Raw genomic sequence first — 19,437 nt, forward strand, 5'->3', positions numbered from 1 at the left:
AGACATTACACTGCCGTGTTCAATGGGCTAACCTAACAGTTGTCCGGGCCATGCGGTACCGTCATTCCTGGTAACAGAGCATTGACTAAAAGGGGAGTCATCATGCCGGTACTGGATGATATAAAGGGATTCGTCACCGTTGCGCAAACCGGTGGATTTACCCGCGCGGCCAGAAAGCTGGCTATTTCAACCTCCGTGGTCAGCCGTCGTATTGATCGGCTGGAAACCGAGCTTGGGGTCTGTTTAATGCTGCGCAATACCCGCGGCGTCACGCTGACCCCGGCGGGCAATGAATTTTACCGTCGGGCGCAGTTGATCCTCCGGGAGCTGGATAACGCCTATCAGGCCGTTGCCGAAAGAAAAGAAGAGATCACCGGCTGTTTACATATCAGCACGCCCTATTCTTTCGGCATTCGCCATTTAGAGCCGGTGCTGACCCGGCTGAGCACCCGTTATCCTTTGCTGGAATTTGATATCTCATACAACGATCGCTACGTGGATTTATTAAAAGAATCCTTTGATGCCGTCATCCGTATCGGCGCCATTAGCGAACTGAGCTTTGCCGCGCGCCGTATCGGCCCCATACCTACCGTCCTGGTGGCCAGTCCGGCCTATTTGGAAAAGCACGGGACATTGCAAACGCCTGATCTGATTTCGGGACACCAATGCCTGATTTATTCCGGCCGGACCCATGCCGAGTGGGTCTTTCAGCAGGGCGAAAACAGGATTTCCCTATTGCCCTCGGGGCGTTTCCATTCCGATAGCGGGGAGGTGCTGCTCAAGTGGGCATTGAATGGGCGCGGGATCGCCGTATTTCCCCATTTCATGGTCAAGGAGGCCCTGTCCGGGGGTGGGCTGGTGCGGCTGTTGCCGGACTATGCCATGCCGGAACACGATCTGTATATTTTGCGTCCCCCGGGCGTGCGGGTGGCGGGCAAGGTGCGGGTGCTGTTTGATGAAATGGTGGCCTATTGCCGGGATGCGCTGCAGGGACCCTGACAGCCGCAGGCAATTCTCCCCTGTTTTGCATCGGCTTTTCAGGCGATCAAAAATAGTTATATGGCATTATAGAATGACCTTCCGGTGATGGCGGGTTTGTACGTCCCCGCCAAAATCAGCCGGCCGGCGCCGCCCACCGTTTCAACGGCTGACGTCAGGGCCTCTTCGTACCGGATTTAAGTCCTTTGTGCAGTTCCTGCAACCGTTTCATCGACTTCATCGTGCGTTGCGATGCCAACGATGCGACGGATAACACCAGCATTTCCAGACAAACCAATACCGTACCGTGCAAGGGTAAGCGGCCATTTTCCCCGCCGCGTGGCACATTGAGCGTGACATTGGCTTCCTGGGAGAAGCGTGAATCCATCGCATTGGTCAACAGGATAACAGGCAGACCCAGCCGCTTTGCCTCACGTAGCGTGGTCATTCCTTCACGGTGTGCGGATTTTTGCGCCATCATCACCAGCACATCGCCGCGTTGCAGTGCCAGCAACTGTTCCGCCAGCCCAATGCCGAGTCGATTGAGTGATATCGCCGGCTGACCAATGCGATTAAATAGCCGCACGGTATAATCGGCCAGAATACCCGAAGCATTAATACCAAATATCGCCACCTGTCGAGCCTCCAACAGCAGGGAGACGGCCTGAGAGAAAGCGACTCGATTATGGGGGGCCGACAGTACATCACAGGCATGCCTATGCCCGTCCAGTACAAAATCAATGCTTGAATCGACGTCGCTGGTAAGCTCGCTCACCGTGGTGCACATCTTCTCGGTAGAGGTCATCACCGGATCAAACCACTGGCTGAGGATTTTCTTTAAATCACGCAATCCAGCGAACCCCAATGCCTGGACAGCCCTTACGACGGTGGCGTCAGAGGTTTTGGTCGCGGCAGCAATCTCCATTGCCGTACACTCCAGCACCACTTCCCTATTCTCATTGATATATTGCAGTACTGTTTGCAAACCCGGCGATAGCTGATGCGCGCGGGTACGAAAGCGTTCGCCATAGATATCTACTCGATTCTTGGTCTTTTTAACTGGCAGCATGATGGATTCCGTTTATTTCACTTTAGACAGCGCCCGCCCGGCAATTTGGGATTGTACTATAGCGGTCATCAGGCTTAGCGCGGCAAAGGAGTTGGAAATGGCTTCTTCGCGCGACACCAGAATAAAGCGCCCGCCTTTACAGGCGGTCAGGAAATCACACCAGCCCGGTAGCGCCGTATTCATGGCCGCTATCTCATCCTGGGGTTTACCGCCGGTGTCAGCGCGCCAGGTGTCAAAAACAAAGTCAGCATCGACCTCAGGTAGACGCTCGGCGCTCACATCCATACGCCCTCCGTCGGGGATGGCATCGATAAGCTTAGGGAATTTGAAGCCCGCATCACGCAATACGCGTCCAAGAGACTGATAGGTGTGCAGCACGTTGATTTTGCCTTTATTGGCCTGAATCACCGATACGGAGATATGTTGGGTATCCACCGCGTGTTTCAATTGATTTATCTGCTCCTGGTAACGCCGCTGCAAAATCGCCAACCGTGCCTCAGTGCCAGTTAGCTGCGCCAGCTTGCTGTAAATACGGGGGGCGCCCCCCTGCAGATGGTCGATGCTGACGGTGGGAGCGATTTTCTCCAGCTGCGCTATCGAGACATTACGGGTCGGCTCGGTAATAATTAAATCAGGTTTTACCGCGGCGATAGCTTCGATATCTATGTCGGTAGAACCGATAAATTTGATGTCCGAGTTATCAAAATCGATGCCGGTCAACAGTTTGCCGGAACGAATAAAATGGCCGCCATCGGGCGCTGTGCGGCCATGACTTGCCACCGGCAATACGCCCAACTCAATTAGCGGTATGGTGATATCGAGGTCATGCAGTGAGACAATGCGCTGCGGATGCAGCGGCACGGCCACGACGCGACCTAAGTCATCGGTAAACCGTTGGGTCGCCGGCGCGGCCGCCGAAAAAAAACTCAGTACCAGCAACAGTGAACAAATAACGCGCATAACCTTCCTTAAGAGATCAGAACCTGTCTCGGCGTTGCCAGAGCAGTAATAGGAAAAAGGGGGCGCCGAGTAGCGAGATAATAATACCGGCGGGAAGCTGAAGCGGTGCAAACGCCAAGCGCCCGACGCTGTCCCCCAGCAGTACCAACAGGGCGCCTACCAGCGCGCTACCGCTTAGCAGCGCCGTCTGACCGCCCCGCATAAGCAAACGAGTAAGATGAGGCGCCATCAACCCGACAAAACCAATGTTGCCGACGCAGGAGACACAGGTGGCGGTCAGAAGCACCGGCGCGATAAACCGCAGTAATGTCAGTTGCGGCAAACGCACGCCCAGTCCGATCGCCGTTGGATTACCCAGCAAGGCGACATCGCCGGCCCTGGCGGTGCAAAATAGCAAGATTGCGGCGGGGACGGCCCAACAGACGGCAATAGCCAGCAGCGGCCAGGTGGCCGCATTCAGGCTACCCGCCATCCATACCAATGCGGTTTGCACATCCCTGGCATCAGCGGTAGTTATAAAAACACCGATACCGGCAGCGAATATCCAGGAGATGCCGAGCCCCGTCAGTATAAAGCGGGGGCGGGAAAAATCCCGCGCCAGCGCCGCCACCATCAAGGCGGCGAGCAGGCCGCCGGCCATGCCGGTCAAGGGCCGCCAGAACTCGCTAACCGAGGGAAACAGCAAAATTTGCGTTAGCACCACCACACTGGCGCCCTCTTTCACCCCCAGTAATCCCGGATCAGCCAGTCCATTACCCGTGACGGATTGCATAGCCGCACCGGCCATGCCCAGCATGGCACCGACCAGCAGCGCCATTAACAGCCGCGGCAGACGAATATCCCAGACAATGTACTGCTGCGATGCGCTCAGGCTTTGCGGGTAAAACAGGGCTTTACCAATAGCAGAAACCGGAACCGGCAAGCTGCCGCGGCTGATGCCCCATAGCAGTAGCGCCAGCGCGCCAAGCAGCAACGCAGACAGCAGACGCAACGCGGCGGGCCGCAGCAGCAGCGAGTAACCCGCGGGCCGGATCGCCCGTAATCCGGCCCGTTGCAGTATGCGGTTCATTTGAAAAACCTCGAAACAATGAACAGAAAGACCGGGGCGCCGACCAGCGCGGTCATCACGCCGGTCGCCAGTTCATGGGGCATAAACAGGGTACGGGCGGCGATATCGGCCACCAGCAGCACCAGAGTTCCACAAAGCGCCGAGAGCGGTAAAGCCAAACGAAGATCATCGGTCACCAGGCGGCGCACAATATTCGGCACAATCAGGCCGACAAAACCAATCGGTCCGGCCATCGCCACCGCCGATCCGCTTAGCAAAGCAATGGCGGCAATAGCCAATAATCGGGTACGCAGCAGATTTACGCCAAGACCGCTGGCGATCTGATCCCCTAGCGCCAGCGCGTTAAGCGAGGGGATCAACCAAATGCCCAGTAACATCGCGATGGCGATAGGCCATACGCCGGCACGCACAATATCCCAGCTTAAGCCCGCCAGATCGCCCACCAGCCAGGTGCGCAGCTCCAGCAGGGTCTGCTCATCCAGAATCAGAATGGCGGCGGTCAATGACGAAGCGAAGGCGGAAAGCACTACGCCGCAGAGGGTCAACTTTAACAAGGTTAATCCGTTGCGCCCGGCGGAAGATAAACTTAACACCAGTGCAAACAGCGCTGCCGCGCCCCCTGCCGCTGCCAGAGGGCGGGCATATGTCAACGTCATCCATGAGGAGCCCCATAGCGCGCTGATAACGACGGCCAGCGCGGCGCCGGCATTCAAGCCCAGAATATGGGGTTCCCCCAAAGGGTTGCGGATCACCGATTGCAGCAACAACCCGGCCACTCCCAACGCGGCGCCGACAAGCAGCGCGGCGGTTAAGCGCAGCATGCGGAGATCTATGATGATGCGATGGGAGAAGTTATTCGGATCGTAATGCAAAAACGCCGCTAGCACGGTGCGAGCGGGTATATAACGTGCGCCGATCGCCAGATGGAACACCGCCGCAACCAACACCAGCAACGGCATAATGCATAGCGCAATCAGAAATCGTCTATCGCGGCGAGGCGCGATAAAGGCGGCCATGGACATTACACGTCACCGGCAGGGATGGGGAACGGCATAAAGAGTGGCTTTCCCGTCAGCGGATTGCGTAACATCTGTACCTCGACATCGAATATCGAACGAATTAATTCCGCGGTGCAGTCATTGCTGTCATGGATAACGCTTTGCAGCTTCCCCGCCTTAAGCAACACCAGCATATCGGCGTAGTTAACCGCAAAATTAAGGTCGTGCAGTACCATCACCACCGTTCTGCCATGGTGGCGAACCAGATTTTGCAGTAATTCGAGGATCTCCACCTGATAACGCAAATCGAGAAATGTCGTCGGTTCATCCAGTAAAATCACCGGCGTTTCCTGGGCAAGCGCCATGGCTATCCAGCAACGCTGACGCTGACCTCCGGAAAGACTCTCCACCGGATGATGGGCAAATGCCTCTGTCCCGGTCAAATATAAAGCCTGTCTTACCGCCTGTTCATCGGCTTCTGACCACTGATGTAAAAAGCGTTGCCAGGGAAAGCGTCCACGGGAGACCAGTTCCATCGCCGTCAATCCTTCCGGCAGCAACGGCGATTGGGGCAGGATCCCCAACTGCTGCGCGACGGCCTTGGTCGGCTGCTGATGAATGGATTTACCGTCCAGCGTGATACAGCCGCCAAGCGGCGCGAGCATGCGGGCAATGGTATTTAACAATGTGGATTTACCAGAACCATTGGGGCCAATCAGCACCGTCGTTTTGCCCGATGGAATAACCAGATTGATATCATCGATAATGACTTTTTTTTGATAGCCCGCACGCAGATTTTCAACCATCAAACCGCGTTTTTCCAAGCTGTTTTCCACCTGTTGTGGCATGTTCGCTCCCACGCCGTAACCCGGTGGTTTACCTGCGTGCCATCTACTCGGTAAATAGGAATAAGTATCATTTCTCTTTTATCTTATGGGAGCGGAATGTAGTAGTCAAGAATAATGTAGCAACAGAAAAAAGTCTTTTTTGCTTTATTTTTTTATAAAAAATGGTCTGATGGTCTTAATTTAATTCTGTTAAATATAAATAAGTTAAAACACAATATTGCTCAGAAAACAGCCGTTAATCCCTGATATACCCCAGCAAATTGATAAATGTTGTTTTAGCATTTACTACTACATTTTTTCATGTTTGAATGATTCTCAATTACATGTAGGGCACATTTTGGCGCCTTTTTTCGGCCAGCCGATGGAAATTTGGGAAGGAGATGGAGATGCGGGGAATAATTTGCCGTCAGTCAAGGCCAGTCTAACCCGCTTTTATCAGGGTTGGGCTACGTTCTATAACCGCAGGCCATCGCTATTTCGCGAAAAGTTAAAAGATTTCTTAGATTATGGATAGCTGATCAAAATGAGTAAATGTACGCAGGGTCCTGGTAATAAAATCTATCTGGGAAAAATATTGGTCGCGATTTACAGCAGCGCGCTTATCTCCTCTGCCAACAGCAATGCCGCCGAAGAGAGTAATACCATCACGGTCACGGCGGCAAAACAGGCTAGAAACGCCTACACCAGTCCAACAAGTTCCATCGCCGGCAAAACACCGACTTCGCGCCTGGATGAAGCACAATCCGTTAGCGTGGTTACACAGCAGCAGCTCGACGATTACCAGACCACCAACCTGTTTGATGCCATGCGCTTTGTCAGCGGCGTTACCCAGACCAATACCCTGGGGGGCACTGAAGATGGTCTGGTTCGCCGCGGCTTTGGTACCAACTCTGATGGGTCAATCTTCCGCGACGGTATCCGTAGCAGCCAGGGACTGAACCTGGATGCCACTACCGAGCGCGTCGAAGTGCTAAAGGGCTCGGCATCTTTATTGTATGGCATTCTCAATCCTGGCGGTTTGGTGAACACCATCAGTAAAAAACCGCAATACCAGTGGCATACTATCGTCGCTGGCCATTACAACAGTACCGGCGGCGGCGCGGGAAGTATTGATGTCACCGGCCCCTTGGGCAATGGTTTTGCTTTTCGTCTCATCGCTGAAAAACAGGCGCAAAATTACTGGCGCGGATTCGGCAACGACAAACACAACCTTATCGCACCGTCATTACAGTGGTACGGAGACAAAGCCAGCTTCGATATCAGCTATGAAAGTTTTCAGTACGATATACCTTATGATCGCGGCACGGCTTTTATTAACGGCAAGCCAGTTAATGTCGGGTATAAAACGCGACTGGATGATTATGCTAACCATGCGTGGGGCCGAAATCAGACCTTCAGTTCGCACTGGAATTATCAATTCGACGATATATGGAGCACGCGGGTTACCCTGGGGCTTAATCAGCGGCAATACAGCAATAACGAAGTCAGGGTAACGGCTATTGACCCGACCACGGGAGTGGTAACCCGACGCGCAGACGCCAACCGCGGCTTTAACCATAAAACCGAGTATGTATCCTGGGATGCTATCGGCACGCCGATAGTGGCAGGTATGACACACAATATGGTCGTTGGGACCGACTATGAAATGGATCAAACTTACCGTGCACATAGCTACACTGGCAAAACGAATACCGATTTTACGCTGAGCGATCCGGTTTATGGCATGACGCCCGTTACCGACGGCACTACCGAAAAGACCGCTGCCGGTAATTTACTGAATCGAATTCATACTCGTTCTATTTATACAAAAGATAGCATCGACCTGACGTCTCACTGGATCGCAGTACTTGGCGCGCGTTATCAACATTATGAGCAGCGCGAATCGGAAGGTTTTGATTCAGTTACCGATAATTACGTGGATAAGGGGAATAAGTTTCTGCCGCAGACCGGCCTAATTTATAAAGTGACGCCCAATGTTTCGGTGTATGGCACCATGAGCCAGTCATTTACTCCTTCGACCAATGTGGATGATGACGGCAACGTCGGTAAACCAGAGCATGGCACAACCTACGAAGTCGGTGGAAAATGGCAAGCAACGCCTGCACTGTTTGCCAGCCTTGCCCTTTACAGCATTGATGAAAGGGATGTTTCGTTATCATTAAATGGCTCTACCTACGCCGTGGATAAAGCCAAATCAAATGGTGTCGAAATTGAAATTAATGGCGAGATCTATCCGGGCTGGGATATCAGCACCAATTACAGTTACGATCAGGCGAAAATTATCGATGACCAAAATAACGCCGACAATAACGGCAATCGTCTGCAGAACGCGCCGCGCCACTCAGGTGCGCTATATCTGAGCCACAACCTTGAGCTGCATCCTCTGCCGGGCAGATTCCGAGTGGGCGGCGGCGCCCGTTATGTGGGGTCTCGTGCGGGCGATCCCGATAACAGTTTCACATTACCCGACTATACGGTCGCTGATAGTTTTATCGCTTGGGATAATCAGCTGCTGGGTAAAAAAACGCACCTGCAATTAAATCTCAATAACATGTTCAATAAGCACTACTACACCTCTAGCGGCGGTAATTTGCGTGTGGCGGAGGGGCAAACGCGTAATGTGGTGCTGACCACCAGCATTGAATTTTAGCGGGACGTAGGCCCATCAAAGGGGTGCATTTTGAGAGGTGGCATCCGGATCATTTCGAATACCCCGTAAAAATATCTCAAGTCGTTTCTTGATGTGCTCTGTCCTATCGGCCCGTTCCGCAGCATTATGCAGCCTTCTTCGCGGCAAAAGCGCGCCAAAGACGCAGTCCATCAACATGCCGGCGCAAACCGACGTGTCGTCGCTCTTCATGCGGCCGCGATCCATCTCCGATTGCAGCCATTCAATCAGCGCTTCACGGGAACGAATGACTTCGTTTTCATACAGATAGTCGGACAGTTCCGGAAACAGTACTGACTCTCTGACGAGCAGGTTGAGGATCGCTTCCCGGGCACGGCCGGCTTCTTCGCTGATATCCAGGCGGAAAATTCTGACCAGCGTATCCAGGAGTGGAAGCTCCTCGCCGCTGGGGCGCGGCAGATCGAGAATGAGATGCCGCTGCTCGCGGATAACGGCCGCGAACAGTTCGGTTTTATCGCCAAAGGACTCATAGATGGAACGCTTCGAGACCTTCGCCCTGGCCGCAACCATAGCCGTGGTCGTTCGCGCGAACCCTAATTCAACAAAGGATTCGTGCGCGGCCCGGAGGATGGACCGTCGGCGTTCCTCATCCCCGATAACCTTCGGCCGTCCCCGTTTTGTGGCAAGCTTGTCATCGGCGTCTCCCATCCCCTTCTCCGCTTTTCAATTGACAATATGATCTGTTCACAATATGGTACTATACAAGTACCGAATATACCAGCGGCAGACCTTGCCCGCGGATAGCGTAAGTTGACACCTGCTTCGCGCCGCCTATACGTTTCGTCAAAGCGCTAGCGCCCTGGTTTAACTGAGTTAAGGAGAATTGATATGCCACATAATCAAGCGTCCCAGGGAACCGGATCGAGTCCAATACGGGATCCCCGGATTCTTGACGTCATTGCGCGAATGTACAGCTCGCGCCGTTCTCCTCCTCCCCATGCGTTCCAGGGCGCGCCGCAGCTGCGAATCGGCGGTTATGTGCTTAACGATAACGCCGAGCCGGATTTTCTTGCTTACATCCGCCATCCGCAGAACGGCTTTATTTCCATTTCGCTGCCCATTAAACGCGGTACGGAACTGGCCCTGAAAGTAGCATGAAGAGAACCAAGTGGTCACGGCGGAAGTTCCTGGCGGCAGGATGTGCAATAGCCATCACGGCTATACTCTTGCCCCGTCTGGTATCAGGCCGTGCGGCGGATACACCTTCACTTAGCGCCGGCGCAGGGAAGGCTCAGGTGGCGTTCCCAGCCGGGCTTTTTCCCCTGGACGGTTTTGCCGGTGAACATGATCCCCTCTTCGGGCGTGTTCTGCTGCTGGATGACGGCAGGCAGCGCGTGGCAATCGTCGTCATCGACCTGACGTCGGTGTCGGATGAAATGATTACCGGCATGAAGACGATCCTCACCGATATCGCGGGCGTCCCGGCCGAAAATACCCTCATTTGCGCCAGCCATACCTTCTCTACCCCGCATCTGTTTTCCCCCGGCCATGCTCCCGCCGGCACGGATATGGCGCGCAACGATGCCATGTCGCGCGCTTTCGGCGCGGCAGTCAGAACGGCCGCAACACAGGCGGTCGCAGCCTTGCAACCGGCACATCTGGGTTATGGTTCCGGCACCAGCCGGGTCAATGTCAACCGGGACCTTCCCACGCCGGCCGGATGGTGGCTGGGAGCCAATGAGTCAGGCTTCGCGGATCCCTATCTCGGCGTGCTGCGTATCGACGATGTTGAGGGCAAGCCGCTGGCTATACTGATGAACTTCGCCGTCCAATCCTCGGTCATGGACGGCTCTCAGCGCGCGGCGGGCGGCAAGCTGATTTCCGCCGACCTCGCCGGATCGGCGGCACGCTATGTTGAAACGCATTATGGCGCCGATACGGTGGCGCTGTTTCTGGTCGGCGCGGCCGGCGACCAGGCGCCTTATTTTCAGGCGAACCGGCAGATCTTTAACCGGGATGGCAGCCTCGGCCAAAGCGACCTGCACGAGACGGGTTTCACGCTGGTGGATCTGCTTGGCGAACGGCTCGGAGCGGATATCGTGCAGGTCTGCGAAAATATATTGACTAAACCCTCAGGTCATCTCCGGATACAACGGGAGAAAATTGAAGTCACTTCGCAAGAATTTTCACCGGCCGACAAACCGGTGGGCCCCGTGACCGCTTTCGATTACCGGCTCGGAGCACAGGTCATGATCCCGGTCGTGCTGCTGCGCATCGGCGACATGACGCTGGTGGGTATCCAGCCCGAGCTTGCCGCCATTATCGGCGCACACATCCGGGCTAATTCGCCCTCTTCGCCCACGATAGTGGCGACGATGGTCGATGGCGCCGCCAAGTACCTGCCCGATGCGCAAAGCTATGACCGCTTCACCTACGAAGCGCGCAACTCCCCTTATGCCAAAGGCGCGGCTGAAATTGCCGCCGCCGCGATTGTCGGCAGCCTGAAACGAATGAACGCATCCTACAAATAAAGGAACATAAGACATGCCATCCCGTCGTGATTTTCTGATCGCCAGCGCAGGGGCACTGCTTGCCATCAGCATACCCGCCTTCGCCCGCAACGGCGCCTCGCGCGCCAAAAGCGCCATAGCCGTCACGCAGGTGTTCGGCGACGGTATCCGCCTGACGGCGGTGGCCGTGGAATATGACGCGCCGGTAACCGATAAAAACCTGTCTGCCGCCAGTTTCCGTGTCGAAGGCCGGACCGTCACCGGGGCCTTCGTCAGCACCTCTGCCGACCCCGCCCTCCGGGCGAACTCGGGCCACTTTATTATTGTGACACTGTCACCAGAAGACAAAAACGCTGTTCTTGCCGAAAAAATAGCGCCGAAAAACGGCAGCCCGTTGTCGCCGATGGCTGGTGGAGGACCCGGCAAAGCCGGAGATATCCCCGTCTATGATACGGTTTACCGGCGAGCTGAAGCCGACATCGTTCAGTCCGGCCCGGTGACCAGGGTCGACGGCCATGCCATCTCCGCGAGCCCTCGGGCGCTGAAAACAACGCAGATCGAGAATCTCATTGTCGACGACTTCCAACAGCTGGAATTCAATGACCCGAAGACGGGGAAAATGCTGCGGTACAACCTGTTCGTGCCAAAGGATTATCGCGCGGGCACATCCTGGCCGCTGGTATTGTTTATGCATGATGCCGGCGCCACCAGTGACGTGACGCGCACCACTTTGTTCCAGGGTCTGGGGGCGGTGGTATGGGCGAGTCCGGAGGATCAGGCCAAGCGGCCCTGCTTCGTCCTGGCGCCGCAATATGCTGAAATCATCGCTGACGATGATGCCCATACCTCGGACATGCTCGATACCACCATTAACCTCATCAGCATGCTGGCCGGCAAATATAGCATTGACCGTAACCGGCTTTATACCACCGGTCAGTCGGGTGGCTGCATGATGTCTATCGCCATGGATATCAAGTATCCGGACTTTTTCGCCGCGTCCTTCCTGGTCGCAGGCCAGTGGGATGCCTCTCTGGTGCAACCTCTCGCGCGGCAGAAACTCTGGATCCTGGTTTCCCAGGACGATGACAAAGCCTGGCCCGGTCAAAACGCCATTACCGCCACGCTGGAAAAGAGCGGTGCAAAAATCAGCCGCGCCACATGGGACGGGACCTGGACGCCGGCAGAATATCGAACCGCCTTCGAGAAAGTGGACGCCGAAGGTTGTTTTATCAACTACGTGACCTTACGCAAAGGCACCGTCATTCCAGCCGGCCAATCATCGGCGGGAGCCGGCGGCCACCGGAACACCTGGCGCATTGCCTATACTATCGAACCCATCCGGGAATGGCTTTTCCGGCAGCGCCGGGTAGGTTCAAATTCGTTGAAGTAACGTCATATTTTGTCAATACTTGAAGCCGCATTCAATATTATCAGGCAAAATAATTCGATCTCTTCATCTGTTAATGACCTTTCACGTAATTTTTTCCGCAGGCTTATTTTGAGATTCTCCATAGCCAAATCTATTTTTTCAATTCTTTGCGTGCTGATGCCATGCATCATTTTTCGGAGCGTTAAAAGCGCGGCATTGAGTTCTTCTTCATGAGAGTCAAGGTATCCAATCCCTTCAGGCGAAGCCAGATATCTTTTTTTTCCACTCACTGTGTTTTCTGCCCTGACATACTTTTTATCTTCAAGAGCCGTCAGCAGCGGATAAATCACGCCAGAGCTCGGGATATAAGCTCCCATCGAGTAATCTTCAAAAGATTTTATCAACTCGTAGCCATGTTTGGGGTTGAGTTTGATCAAATATAAAACGAGCAATGCAAGCTGCTCACCGGTAAATTTTTTTGGCTGGCGCTCTGGCTTTAACATTCGCATTTACTGAACCCCTATATCGAGCGATGGCAAGTCCTCCCCCACAGCTAATTTCTAATTCTTTATCATTGTAAGAATAGTGCCTGGCCAAAGGGTACTGCAAAATTAAACAGATGGAAAGCGGTGGCAACCCCAATTAACGATGAATCCCAAGGCCTGGCTAACGTTAAAGACTCATTAATAAAAGGGACCAAGCACATTGCAATGATAATTTACGCTTTTCTTACACGACCTTTTCATACGAGGCACATTGCCATGATTTTTAAGTAGTTTTTTAAAACAAAAAAATAATATATTAAAAAACAAATGGTTATGGAAAGCATTCATCAACCAAAAACATCTTCGCCTTAACAATCCCCTTTCATTTCACTGGGGACATTAATTGTTATTCATATAACATACTAATAAATAAGTGGTTTTAACCAAACGCACATCATCAAGACATATCTTGTGAAACAGTATAAGATACTCACATATTATATTACCCTTGCCATTAAAAGAAATATTTCCCGCTGGATAGCCGTACGGAAATTTTTAATTTCTCTCACTGTGGATAATATAAATATAATTTTCCGTTTTTATGAGACTTGATTTTATTCTCTTTATTATCAGTCTGTGCAATTCACTCCACAGGTATATCGGAAGATGTTTATGAAGGATTTTATTCTATGCCCGGCGTTATGTTTACTTGCCATACTGGGCTTGGCAAGCTGCGATAATTCCACAAAGCCAGCGGCTGTAACAATACCGGAAGTCGGCGTTGTTACGCTCAAAGCCGCGCAGGTCATGATAACCAGTAATCTTACCGGACGGACCACCGCGACGCTTTATGCTGATGTTCGCCCCCAAATCAGCGGCATTATTCAAAAGCGCCTGTTTCGCGAAGGCGATAATGTCCGTACAGGCCAACCGTTATTTAAAGTGGATGATTCGAGCTATAAAGCCACCTATGACCAGGCGTCAGCCAGCCTTGAAAGTGCCAAAGCGCAAGTGTTGACCGATTGCCTGAAGGCCCGCCGTTATGCCGGTTTAGTGAAGCTTCAGGGGATTTCACAGCAGGATGCGGATGATGCGCGGGCGGCCTGTGCGGTGGATAAAGCGGCCGTGGATGAAAAAGCCGCCGCGCTTGAAAGCGCAAGGGTCAATTTACAGTGGACGACTATCACGGCCCCCATCTCCGGCCGCATCGGTATTTCAGCCGTCACGCCGGGGGCCCTGGTGACCGCCGAGCAGGACACCGCCCTCGCAACCATTCGTTCCCTTGATGAAATGTATGTCGACTTGACGCAATCGAGTAAGCAACTCTTGGCATTGCGCAAACAGGCGCTTGCCGTCAACAGGGACAGTCTCAACGTCACGCTGACCCTTGAGGATGGCACGGTCTATCCCAGCAAAGGCCGGCTGGAACTGACGGAAGTGGCTGTAGATGAATCCACCGGATCAGTGACCATGCGCGCCGTCTTCCCCAATCCTGCACATCTCCTGTTGCCCGGCATGTTTGTTCACGCAAATGTTGAGAACGGTACGATCGCCGACGGCATTCTTGTGCCTCAGGCCGCCATCAGCCGCGATGTCAAGGGCAATGCCAGCGCACTGGTGGTTTCTGCCGATAGCAAAATCGAACAGCGCAGCGTGACGACCGGAGATGTCATTGATAATAAATGGCTGATTCTGGCCGGGATGAAATTGGGCGAGCGCGTGGTTGTGGAAGGCAGCGGCAAAGTGACCGCCGGTGAAACGGTGAAGGCCATCGAAGTGCAGTCCACAGACGGAGACGCCAACTGATGTTAGCTCGATTTTTTGTCCGTCGTCCGGTTTTTGCCTGGGTTATCGCCATCCTTATCACGATGGCAGGAATTATGGCCATCCGTACCCTTCCCGTCGCTCAATACCCTGACGTTGCCCCGCCTTCGGTGAAGATAACCGCCACCTACTCCGGCGCGTCGGCGGAAACGCTGGAAAATAGCGTCACGCAGGTTATTGAGCAGCAACTCACCGGGCTGGATAACCTGCTCTATTTCACCTCCACCAGCAGCTCTGACGGTGAGGTGGATATTACCGTGACGTTTGCGCAGGGTACCGATGCGGATACCGCCCAGGTGCAGGTGCAGAACCGTGTCCAGCAGGCAGAGTCACGTTTACCCAGCGAAGTGCAGACCGCCGGGCTAACCGTGACCAAATCCATGTCTAATTTTCTGTTGATCATGGCGCTGTATGACAAGACCGATAAAGCCGGCACCTCGGATGTGGCCGACTGGTTGGTGAGCAACCTGCAAGATCCCCTGGCGCGGGTAGAGGGAGTGGGGTCACTGCGCGTGTTCGGCGCCGAATACGCCATGCGCATCTGGCTGAACCCCACCCGGCTGGCGGCCTATGATTTGATGCCGTCCGATGTGGAAACGGCCATTGAGGCGCAGAACGTGCAGGTGGCCGCCGGCAAGATCGGCGATCAGCCCTCGCCGGACGGCCAGCAACTGACCGCGACAGTCAGGGCGCAATCACGTCTGCAGACCCCGGAACAGTTCCGTCAGATTATTGTAAAAAGCGAGTCCGACGGCTCGGTGGTCCATATCAGCGACGTGGCGCGTGTGGAAATGGGCAGTGAGGACTATACATCCAGCTCAATGCTTAACAATCATCCCGCCGCCGGCGTGGCGGTTATGATGGCCCCCGGGGCGAATGCGCTTGACACCGCCGAACGGGTCAAGGCCAAGGTAGAAGAGTACCGCGGCGGCATGCCGGCAGGATACGACGTAGCCTATGCCAAGGACAGCACGGCCTTCATCAAGCTTTCTGTCGAAGACGTTATACTTACCCTCATTATCGCCATCGCACTTGTCGTGGCGATAATGTATCTCTTTTTGCAAAACATACGCGCCACCTTAATCCCTGCCCTCGCCGTGCCGGTCGTCCTGCTGGGTACGTTTGGCGTTCTGACGCTGTTCGGCTATTCAATTAACACGCTGACGCTGTTCGCGATGGTGCTGGCCATCGGACTTCTGGTGGATGATGCCATCGTGGTGGTGGAAAATGTCGAGCGCATCATGCGCGATGAGCATCTCGACGCCAGGCTGGCGACTGAAAAATCCATGGGGGAAATATCCGGCGCACTGGTGGCCATTGCCTTGGTGTTAATCGCGGTGTTCCTCCCTATGAGCTTTTTTGGCGGCTCTACCGGGGTGATATACCGTCAATTCTCCGTCACCATCATTTCAGCCATGACGTTATCCGTTATTGTCGCCCTGACGCTGACGCCGGCGCTTTGCGGCCAGTTTCTTAAGCACTCCCCTCCCCGTCAACATGGTTTCTTCGGCTATTTCAACCGTTTCTACAGCCGCACTGAAAAGGGTTATAGCGGCCGCGTGCATTGGGCATTGCGCCGTCCCGTCATCATGGTGTGCTTCTTTATCCTCCTTGCGGGTCTCACCGCGTTACTGATGCGGCACCTTCCTACCAGCTTTCTCCCCAGCGAAGACCAGGGGGAAGTGATGGTTCAGTTCACCCTTCCGGCCGGCGCCAGCGCAAACCGCACCAACCAGATCCGAGACCAGATCACTCATTGGTTTCTGACCGAGGAAAAAGCCAATACCAGCGTCATTTTTGCCCAAACGGGCTTCAATTTCAGCGGTAGCGGGCAGAATGCGGGTATGGCTTTCGTCTCATTGCAACCCTGGTCTACTCGTTCCGGTAGCGATAACACCGCCAGCGCCATTGCGTTAAAAGCGACAAAAGCCTTGTCAGCCATACGGGATGCCCAGGTGGTTGTCTCTACGCCTCCCCCCGTTGACGGTATGGGGCAGACCAACGGCTTTACCTTGGAGTTGCTGGCCAGCGGCGCCACGGATCGCACTAAGCTTCTGGCGCTGCGTAATGCGTTGCTGAAAAAAGCGCAGGCGGACCCGCAGCTGATGTCGGTACGGGCCAATGACCTGCCGCAGACGCCCCAGCTGCAGATCGATATCGACAATAACCGGGCCGTTGCGCTGGGTTTGTCCGTTGCCAATGTGACGGATACCCTCAGCAGCGCGTGGGGGGGAACCTATGTGGATGATTTTATCGATCGCGGCCGGGTGAAAAAAGTCTACATCATGGGGGATGCCCCATTCAGGGCGCAGCCTGACGACCTTAGCAAATGGTTCGTCCGCGGCGCGGATGCCAGCGGTAACACGACGATGACGCCATTTTCCGCCTTCGCCGGCAGCAGTTGGACCCAGGGCCCCGATACGCTAATGCGCTATAACGGCGCGGCCGCCTATGAAATTACCGGCGACAGCGCGCCCGGCTACAGCTCCGGTAGTTCGATGGCCAGCATGGAAGCATATGCTGCCGCCCTTCCAGCGGGATCGACCTGGTCGTGGAGCGGCCTGTCGCTGCAGGAGGAAATGGCGGGCGGCCAGGGAACGATGCTGTACGGCGTTTCCATACTGGTGGTTTTTCTCTGCCTTGCCGCGCTTTATGAAAGCTGGTCCGTGCCGTTTTCCGTGGTGCTGATCATTCCCCTGGGCATTTTTGGCGCCGCGCTGGCGGCCGCGCTGCGCGGCCTGAGTAACGATGTCTATTTTCAGGTCGCCTTGCTGACCATCATAGGTCTGTCGTCGAAAAACGCCATCCTGATAGTCGCGTTCGCCGAGCGGGCGGTTCAGCAAGGCGTGCCCGCCGCGAAGGCGGTGTTTTGCGCCGCGCGCGTTCGTCTGCGCCCCATATTGATGACATCCATCGCGTTTATTGCCGGCGTACTGCCGCTGGCGCTGGCAACCGGCGCCGGAGCTAACAGCCGTATCGCCATTGGCACGGGCATCATCGGCGGCACCCTGACGGCTACCTTGCTGGCAATCTTTTTTGTCCCGCTCTTTTTTGTGTTGATCAACCGCCATTTTGTCCGCCGCCATGCCGACAAGGAGTAAGTCATGATATTTAGAATGGGTATGATGATATTCCCTCTGCTGCTGAGCGGCTGCCTCTCTTTAGATCCGGCCTACCAGAGACCGGCCGCGCCGGTGCCCACCACATGGCCCGCAAACACGTCCAGCGCGGCCGGCGTCCCTGAACTGGTTGGCTGGCAGCAGGCCATCGATAATGAGCGTCTTAGAGATGTGGTGGAACGTGCGCTTAAAAGCAACCGCGACCTGCGCAAAGCCATTGCCGATATCGAAGCGGCCCGCGCGCAGTATGGCGAAGAGCGGGCCACGCTATTCCCCACGCTTAATGCCGGACTGGACAGTACGCACAGCCGCACGCTGGATTCAGGCGTAAGCGGCACCGCGGAGGCCCAGGTAAGCATCAGCAGTTTTGAGCTCGATCTGTTCGGCCGCAACCGCAGCCTGGCCAGGGGGTACAAGGAACTCTGGCTTGCCAGTGAAGAGACGACAAGCAGTACCCGGCTCACGCTGATAGCCGAAACCACCACCGCTTGGTTGACCCTCGCGGCGGACAAAAGCAACCTGCAGTTGACCCGCGAAACCATGAGAAGCGCGGCTGACACGCTTCGCATCACTCAGGCAAGGCTGAGTGCCGGTGTCGCCGCGGCCACCGACGTCAGCGAGGCAATGACGATTTATCAATCCGCCCGTGCCAGCGAGGCGAGCTATCGCACGCTCGTCCTGCAGGATATTAATGCGCTGAATCTCCTTGTCGGGGATGCCCTGCCTGACGAGCTCCTGCCGGATGCGCTCGATACGCTTCCCGAGCAGACCGTCAGGCTGATTCCGGCGGGCCTGTCTTCAGCGGTTCTGCTCAGGCGGCCTGACGTACTTGAGGCGGAACATAATCTGAAAAGCGTCAATGCCAGTATCGGTGCGGCACGAGCCAGTTTTTTCCCTTCGCTGACGCTGACCGCCAGCGCAGGTACGGCAAGCAGTTCGCTGTCAAACTTGTTCAGCGGCGGGTCAAGAGTATGGTCGTTTGCCCCCTCCCTGACCTTGCCGCTATTTACCGGCGGCAGCAATCTTGCCGCGCTTCACTACGCCCAAGCGGAGAAAAAGGGCTATATAGCGACGTATGAAAAAACCATTCAAACCGCTTTTTCCGAGGTTGCCGATGCGCTGGCGCGCAGGGCCACCCTTAATGATCAACTTGATGCCCAGCGGGAATATGTGGCGGCGGCCCAGCGTAGCCAGGTGCTTGCCCTAAATAGTTACAAGTCAGGCGTAGGTGATTATCTTTCGGTTCTCACTGCCCAAAGAACGCTTTGGACTGCGCAATTGGAGTGGATAGCCCTTAAACAGACAGATTTCAACAATCGTATTACGTTATGGCAGGCACTGGGAGGGGGCATCGGTTGATAAGCCGCCACCTCCGCGCCAGACCACCCGTCCTCCAGCGCATAAAACGGTGGGCATTGCAGGGACAGGGTCTGTGCAAAAAGTCGGTTTTGGCTATACAGGCTGACCTGGATGCAGGCCGCCTGGTGGAAGTCCCGGGGAGCGGGTAATGAAACAGTAATTTAATCAATTTCTTATAGCATGGATCAGGTTTAGTCAGAGGAGCCAAAATTCCAGAAAA

General features: G+C 54.8%; 15 protein-coding genes. 8 read left to right on the forward strand and 7 right to left on the reverse strand.

Annotated features, from left to right (window positions below):
- Nucleotides 1-102: 102 nt before the first annotated feature.
- Nucleotides 103-999: a LysR substrate-binding domain-containing protein gene (locus ACL2XJ_RS24950; RefSeq protein ID WP_413724884.1), complete on the forward strand. Its 897-nt coding sequence runs from the start codon at nucleotides 103-105 to the stop codon at nucleotides 997-999.
- A 154-nt stretch (nucleotides 1,000-1,153) separates the two neighbouring features.
- On the opposite strand, the gene ACL2XJ_RS24955 is transcribed toward ACL2XJ_RS24950, so the two are convergent.
- The 5 genes from ACL2XJ_RS24955 to ACL2XJ_RS24975 are packed head-to-tail and all read right to left on the reverse strand — an operon-like array spanning nucleotide 1,154 to nucleotide 5,922.
- Nucleotides 1,154-2,047: a MurR/RpiR family transcriptional regulator gene (locus ACL2XJ_RS24955; RefSeq protein ID WP_413724885.1), complete on the reverse strand. Its 894-nt coding sequence runs from the start codon at nucleotides 2,045-2,047 to the stop codon at nucleotides 1,154-1,156.
- Between the two features lie 12 nt (nucleotides 2,048-2,059).
- A complete protein-coding gene (locus ACL2XJ_RS24960; protein WP_413724886.1) occupies nucleotides 2,060-3,007 on the reverse strand; it encodes an ABC transporter substrate-binding protein in 948 nt (315 codons plus the stop codon).
- Between the two features lie 16 nt (nucleotides 3,008-3,023).
- Complete coding sequence (locus tag ACL2XJ_RS24965) at nucleotides 3,024-4,076, reverse strand: FecCD family ABC transporter permease (RefSeq protein ID WP_413724887.1); 1,053 nt, start codon at nucleotides 4,074-4,076, stop codon at nucleotides 3,024-3,026.
- On the reverse strand, nucleotides 4,073-5,098 hold the full coding sequence (locus tag ACL2XJ_RS24970; protein WP_413724888.1) for a FecCD family ABC transporter permease: 1,026 nt from the start codon (nucleotides 5,096-5,098) through the stop codon (nucleotides 4,073-4,075). The genes ACL2XJ_RS24965 and ACL2XJ_RS24970 overlap by 4 nt, the downstream gene beginning before the upstream one ends.
- Nucleotides 5,098-5,922 carry an ABC transporter ATP-binding protein gene (locus ACL2XJ_RS24975; protein WP_413724889.1) on the reverse strand — a complete coding sequence of 275 codons (825 nt, stop codon included), beginning with the start codon at nucleotides 5,920-5,922 and terminating at the stop codon, nucleotides 5,098-5,100. Before ACL2XJ_RS24975 ends, ACL2XJ_RS24970 begins: the two co-directional genes overlap by 1 nt.
- Before the next feature lie 523 nt (nucleotides 5,923-6,445).
- Here ACL2XJ_RS24975 and ACL2XJ_RS24980 point away from each other — a divergent pair.
- The gene (locus tag ACL2XJ_RS24980) at nucleotides 6,446-8,572 is read left to right on the forward strand and encodes a TonB-dependent siderophore receptor (protein ID WP_413724890.1); all 2,127 of its coding nucleotides are present in this window, start codon (nucleotides 6,446-6,448) and stop codon (nucleotides 8,570-8,572) included.
- A gap of 15 nt (nucleotides 8,573-8,587) precedes the next feature.
- On the opposite strand, the gene ACL2XJ_RS24985 is transcribed toward ACL2XJ_RS24980, so the two are convergent.
- Nucleotides 8,588-9,259, reverse strand: coding sequence for a TetR/AcrR family transcriptional regulator (locus ACL2XJ_RS24985; RefSeq protein ID WP_413724891.1), 672 nt, complete (start codon nucleotides 9,257-9,259; stop codon nucleotides 8,588-8,590).
- Between the two features lie 180 nt (nucleotides 9,260-9,439).
- Between ACL2XJ_RS24985 and ACL2XJ_RS24990 the strand changes: the two genes are divergently transcribed.
- Genes ACL2XJ_RS24990 through ACL2XJ_RS25000 form a run of 3 tightly spaced genes read left to right on the forward strand, consistent with a single transcriptional unit; the run spans nucleotide 9,440 to nucleotide 12,451 of the window.
- Entirely contained in the window at nucleotides 9,440-9,709 is a 270-nt protein-coding gene (locus ACL2XJ_RS24990) for a hypothetical protein (protein WP_413724892.1), read from the forward strand.
- Nucleotides 9,706-11,082, forward strand: coding sequence for a hypothetical protein (locus ACL2XJ_RS24995; protein WP_413724893.1), 1,377 nt, complete (start codon nucleotides 9,706-9,708; stop codon nucleotides 11,080-11,082). Before ACL2XJ_RS24990 ends, ACL2XJ_RS24995 begins: the two co-directional genes overlap by 4 nt.
- Nucleotides 11,083-11,095: 13 nt before the next feature.
- Complete coding sequence (locus tag ACL2XJ_RS25000) at nucleotides 11,096-12,451, forward strand: peptidase (RefSeq protein WP_413724894.1); 1,356 nt, start codon at nucleotides 11,096-11,098, stop codon at nucleotides 12,449-12,451.
- Nucleotides 12,452-12,453: 2 nt separating this feature from the next.
- Here ACL2XJ_RS25000 and ACL2XJ_RS25005 read toward each other — a convergent pair whose 3' ends face one another.
- Nucleotides 12,454-12,939 carry a PadR family transcriptional regulator gene (locus ACL2XJ_RS25005; RefSeq protein WP_132921033.1) on the reverse strand — a complete coding sequence of 162 codons (486 nt, stop codon included), beginning with the start codon at nucleotides 12,937-12,939 and terminating at the stop codon, nucleotides 12,454-12,456.
- 648 nt (nucleotides 12,940-13,587) lie between these two features.
- On the opposite strand from ACL2XJ_RS25005, the gene ACL2XJ_RS25010 reads away from it, so the two are divergent.
- Genes ACL2XJ_RS25010 through ACL2XJ_RS25020 form a run of 3 tightly spaced genes read left to right on the forward strand, consistent with a single transcriptional unit; the run spans nucleotide 13,588 to nucleotide 19,217 of the window.
- The gene (locus ACL2XJ_RS25010) at nucleotides 13,588-14,721 is read left to right on the forward strand and encodes an efflux RND transporter periplasmic adaptor subunit (protein ID WP_413726965.1); all 1,134 of its coding nucleotides are present in this window, start codon (nucleotides 13,588-13,590) and stop codon (nucleotides 14,719-14,721) included.
- Nucleotides 14,721-17,840, forward strand: coding sequence for an efflux RND transporter permease subunit (locus ACL2XJ_RS25015; RefSeq protein ID WP_413724895.1), 3,120 nt, complete (start codon nucleotides 14,721-14,723; stop codon nucleotides 17,838-17,840). Before ACL2XJ_RS25010 ends, ACL2XJ_RS25015 begins: the two co-directional genes overlap by 1 nt.
- A 6-nt stretch (nucleotides 17,841-17,846) precedes the next feature.
- A complete protein-coding gene (locus ACL2XJ_RS25020; protein ID WP_413726966.1) occupies nucleotides 17,847-19,217 on the forward strand; it encodes an efflux transporter outer membrane subunit in 1,371 nt (456 codons plus the stop codon).
- Nucleotides 19,218-19,437 lie beyond the last annotated feature (220 nt).

Origin of the sequence: Sodalis sp. RH16, assembly GCF_047324245.1 — a bacterium.
Classification (GTDB): Bacteria; Pseudomonadota; Gammaproteobacteria; order Enterobacterales; family Enterobacteriaceae; genus Acerihabitans; species Acerihabitans ligni.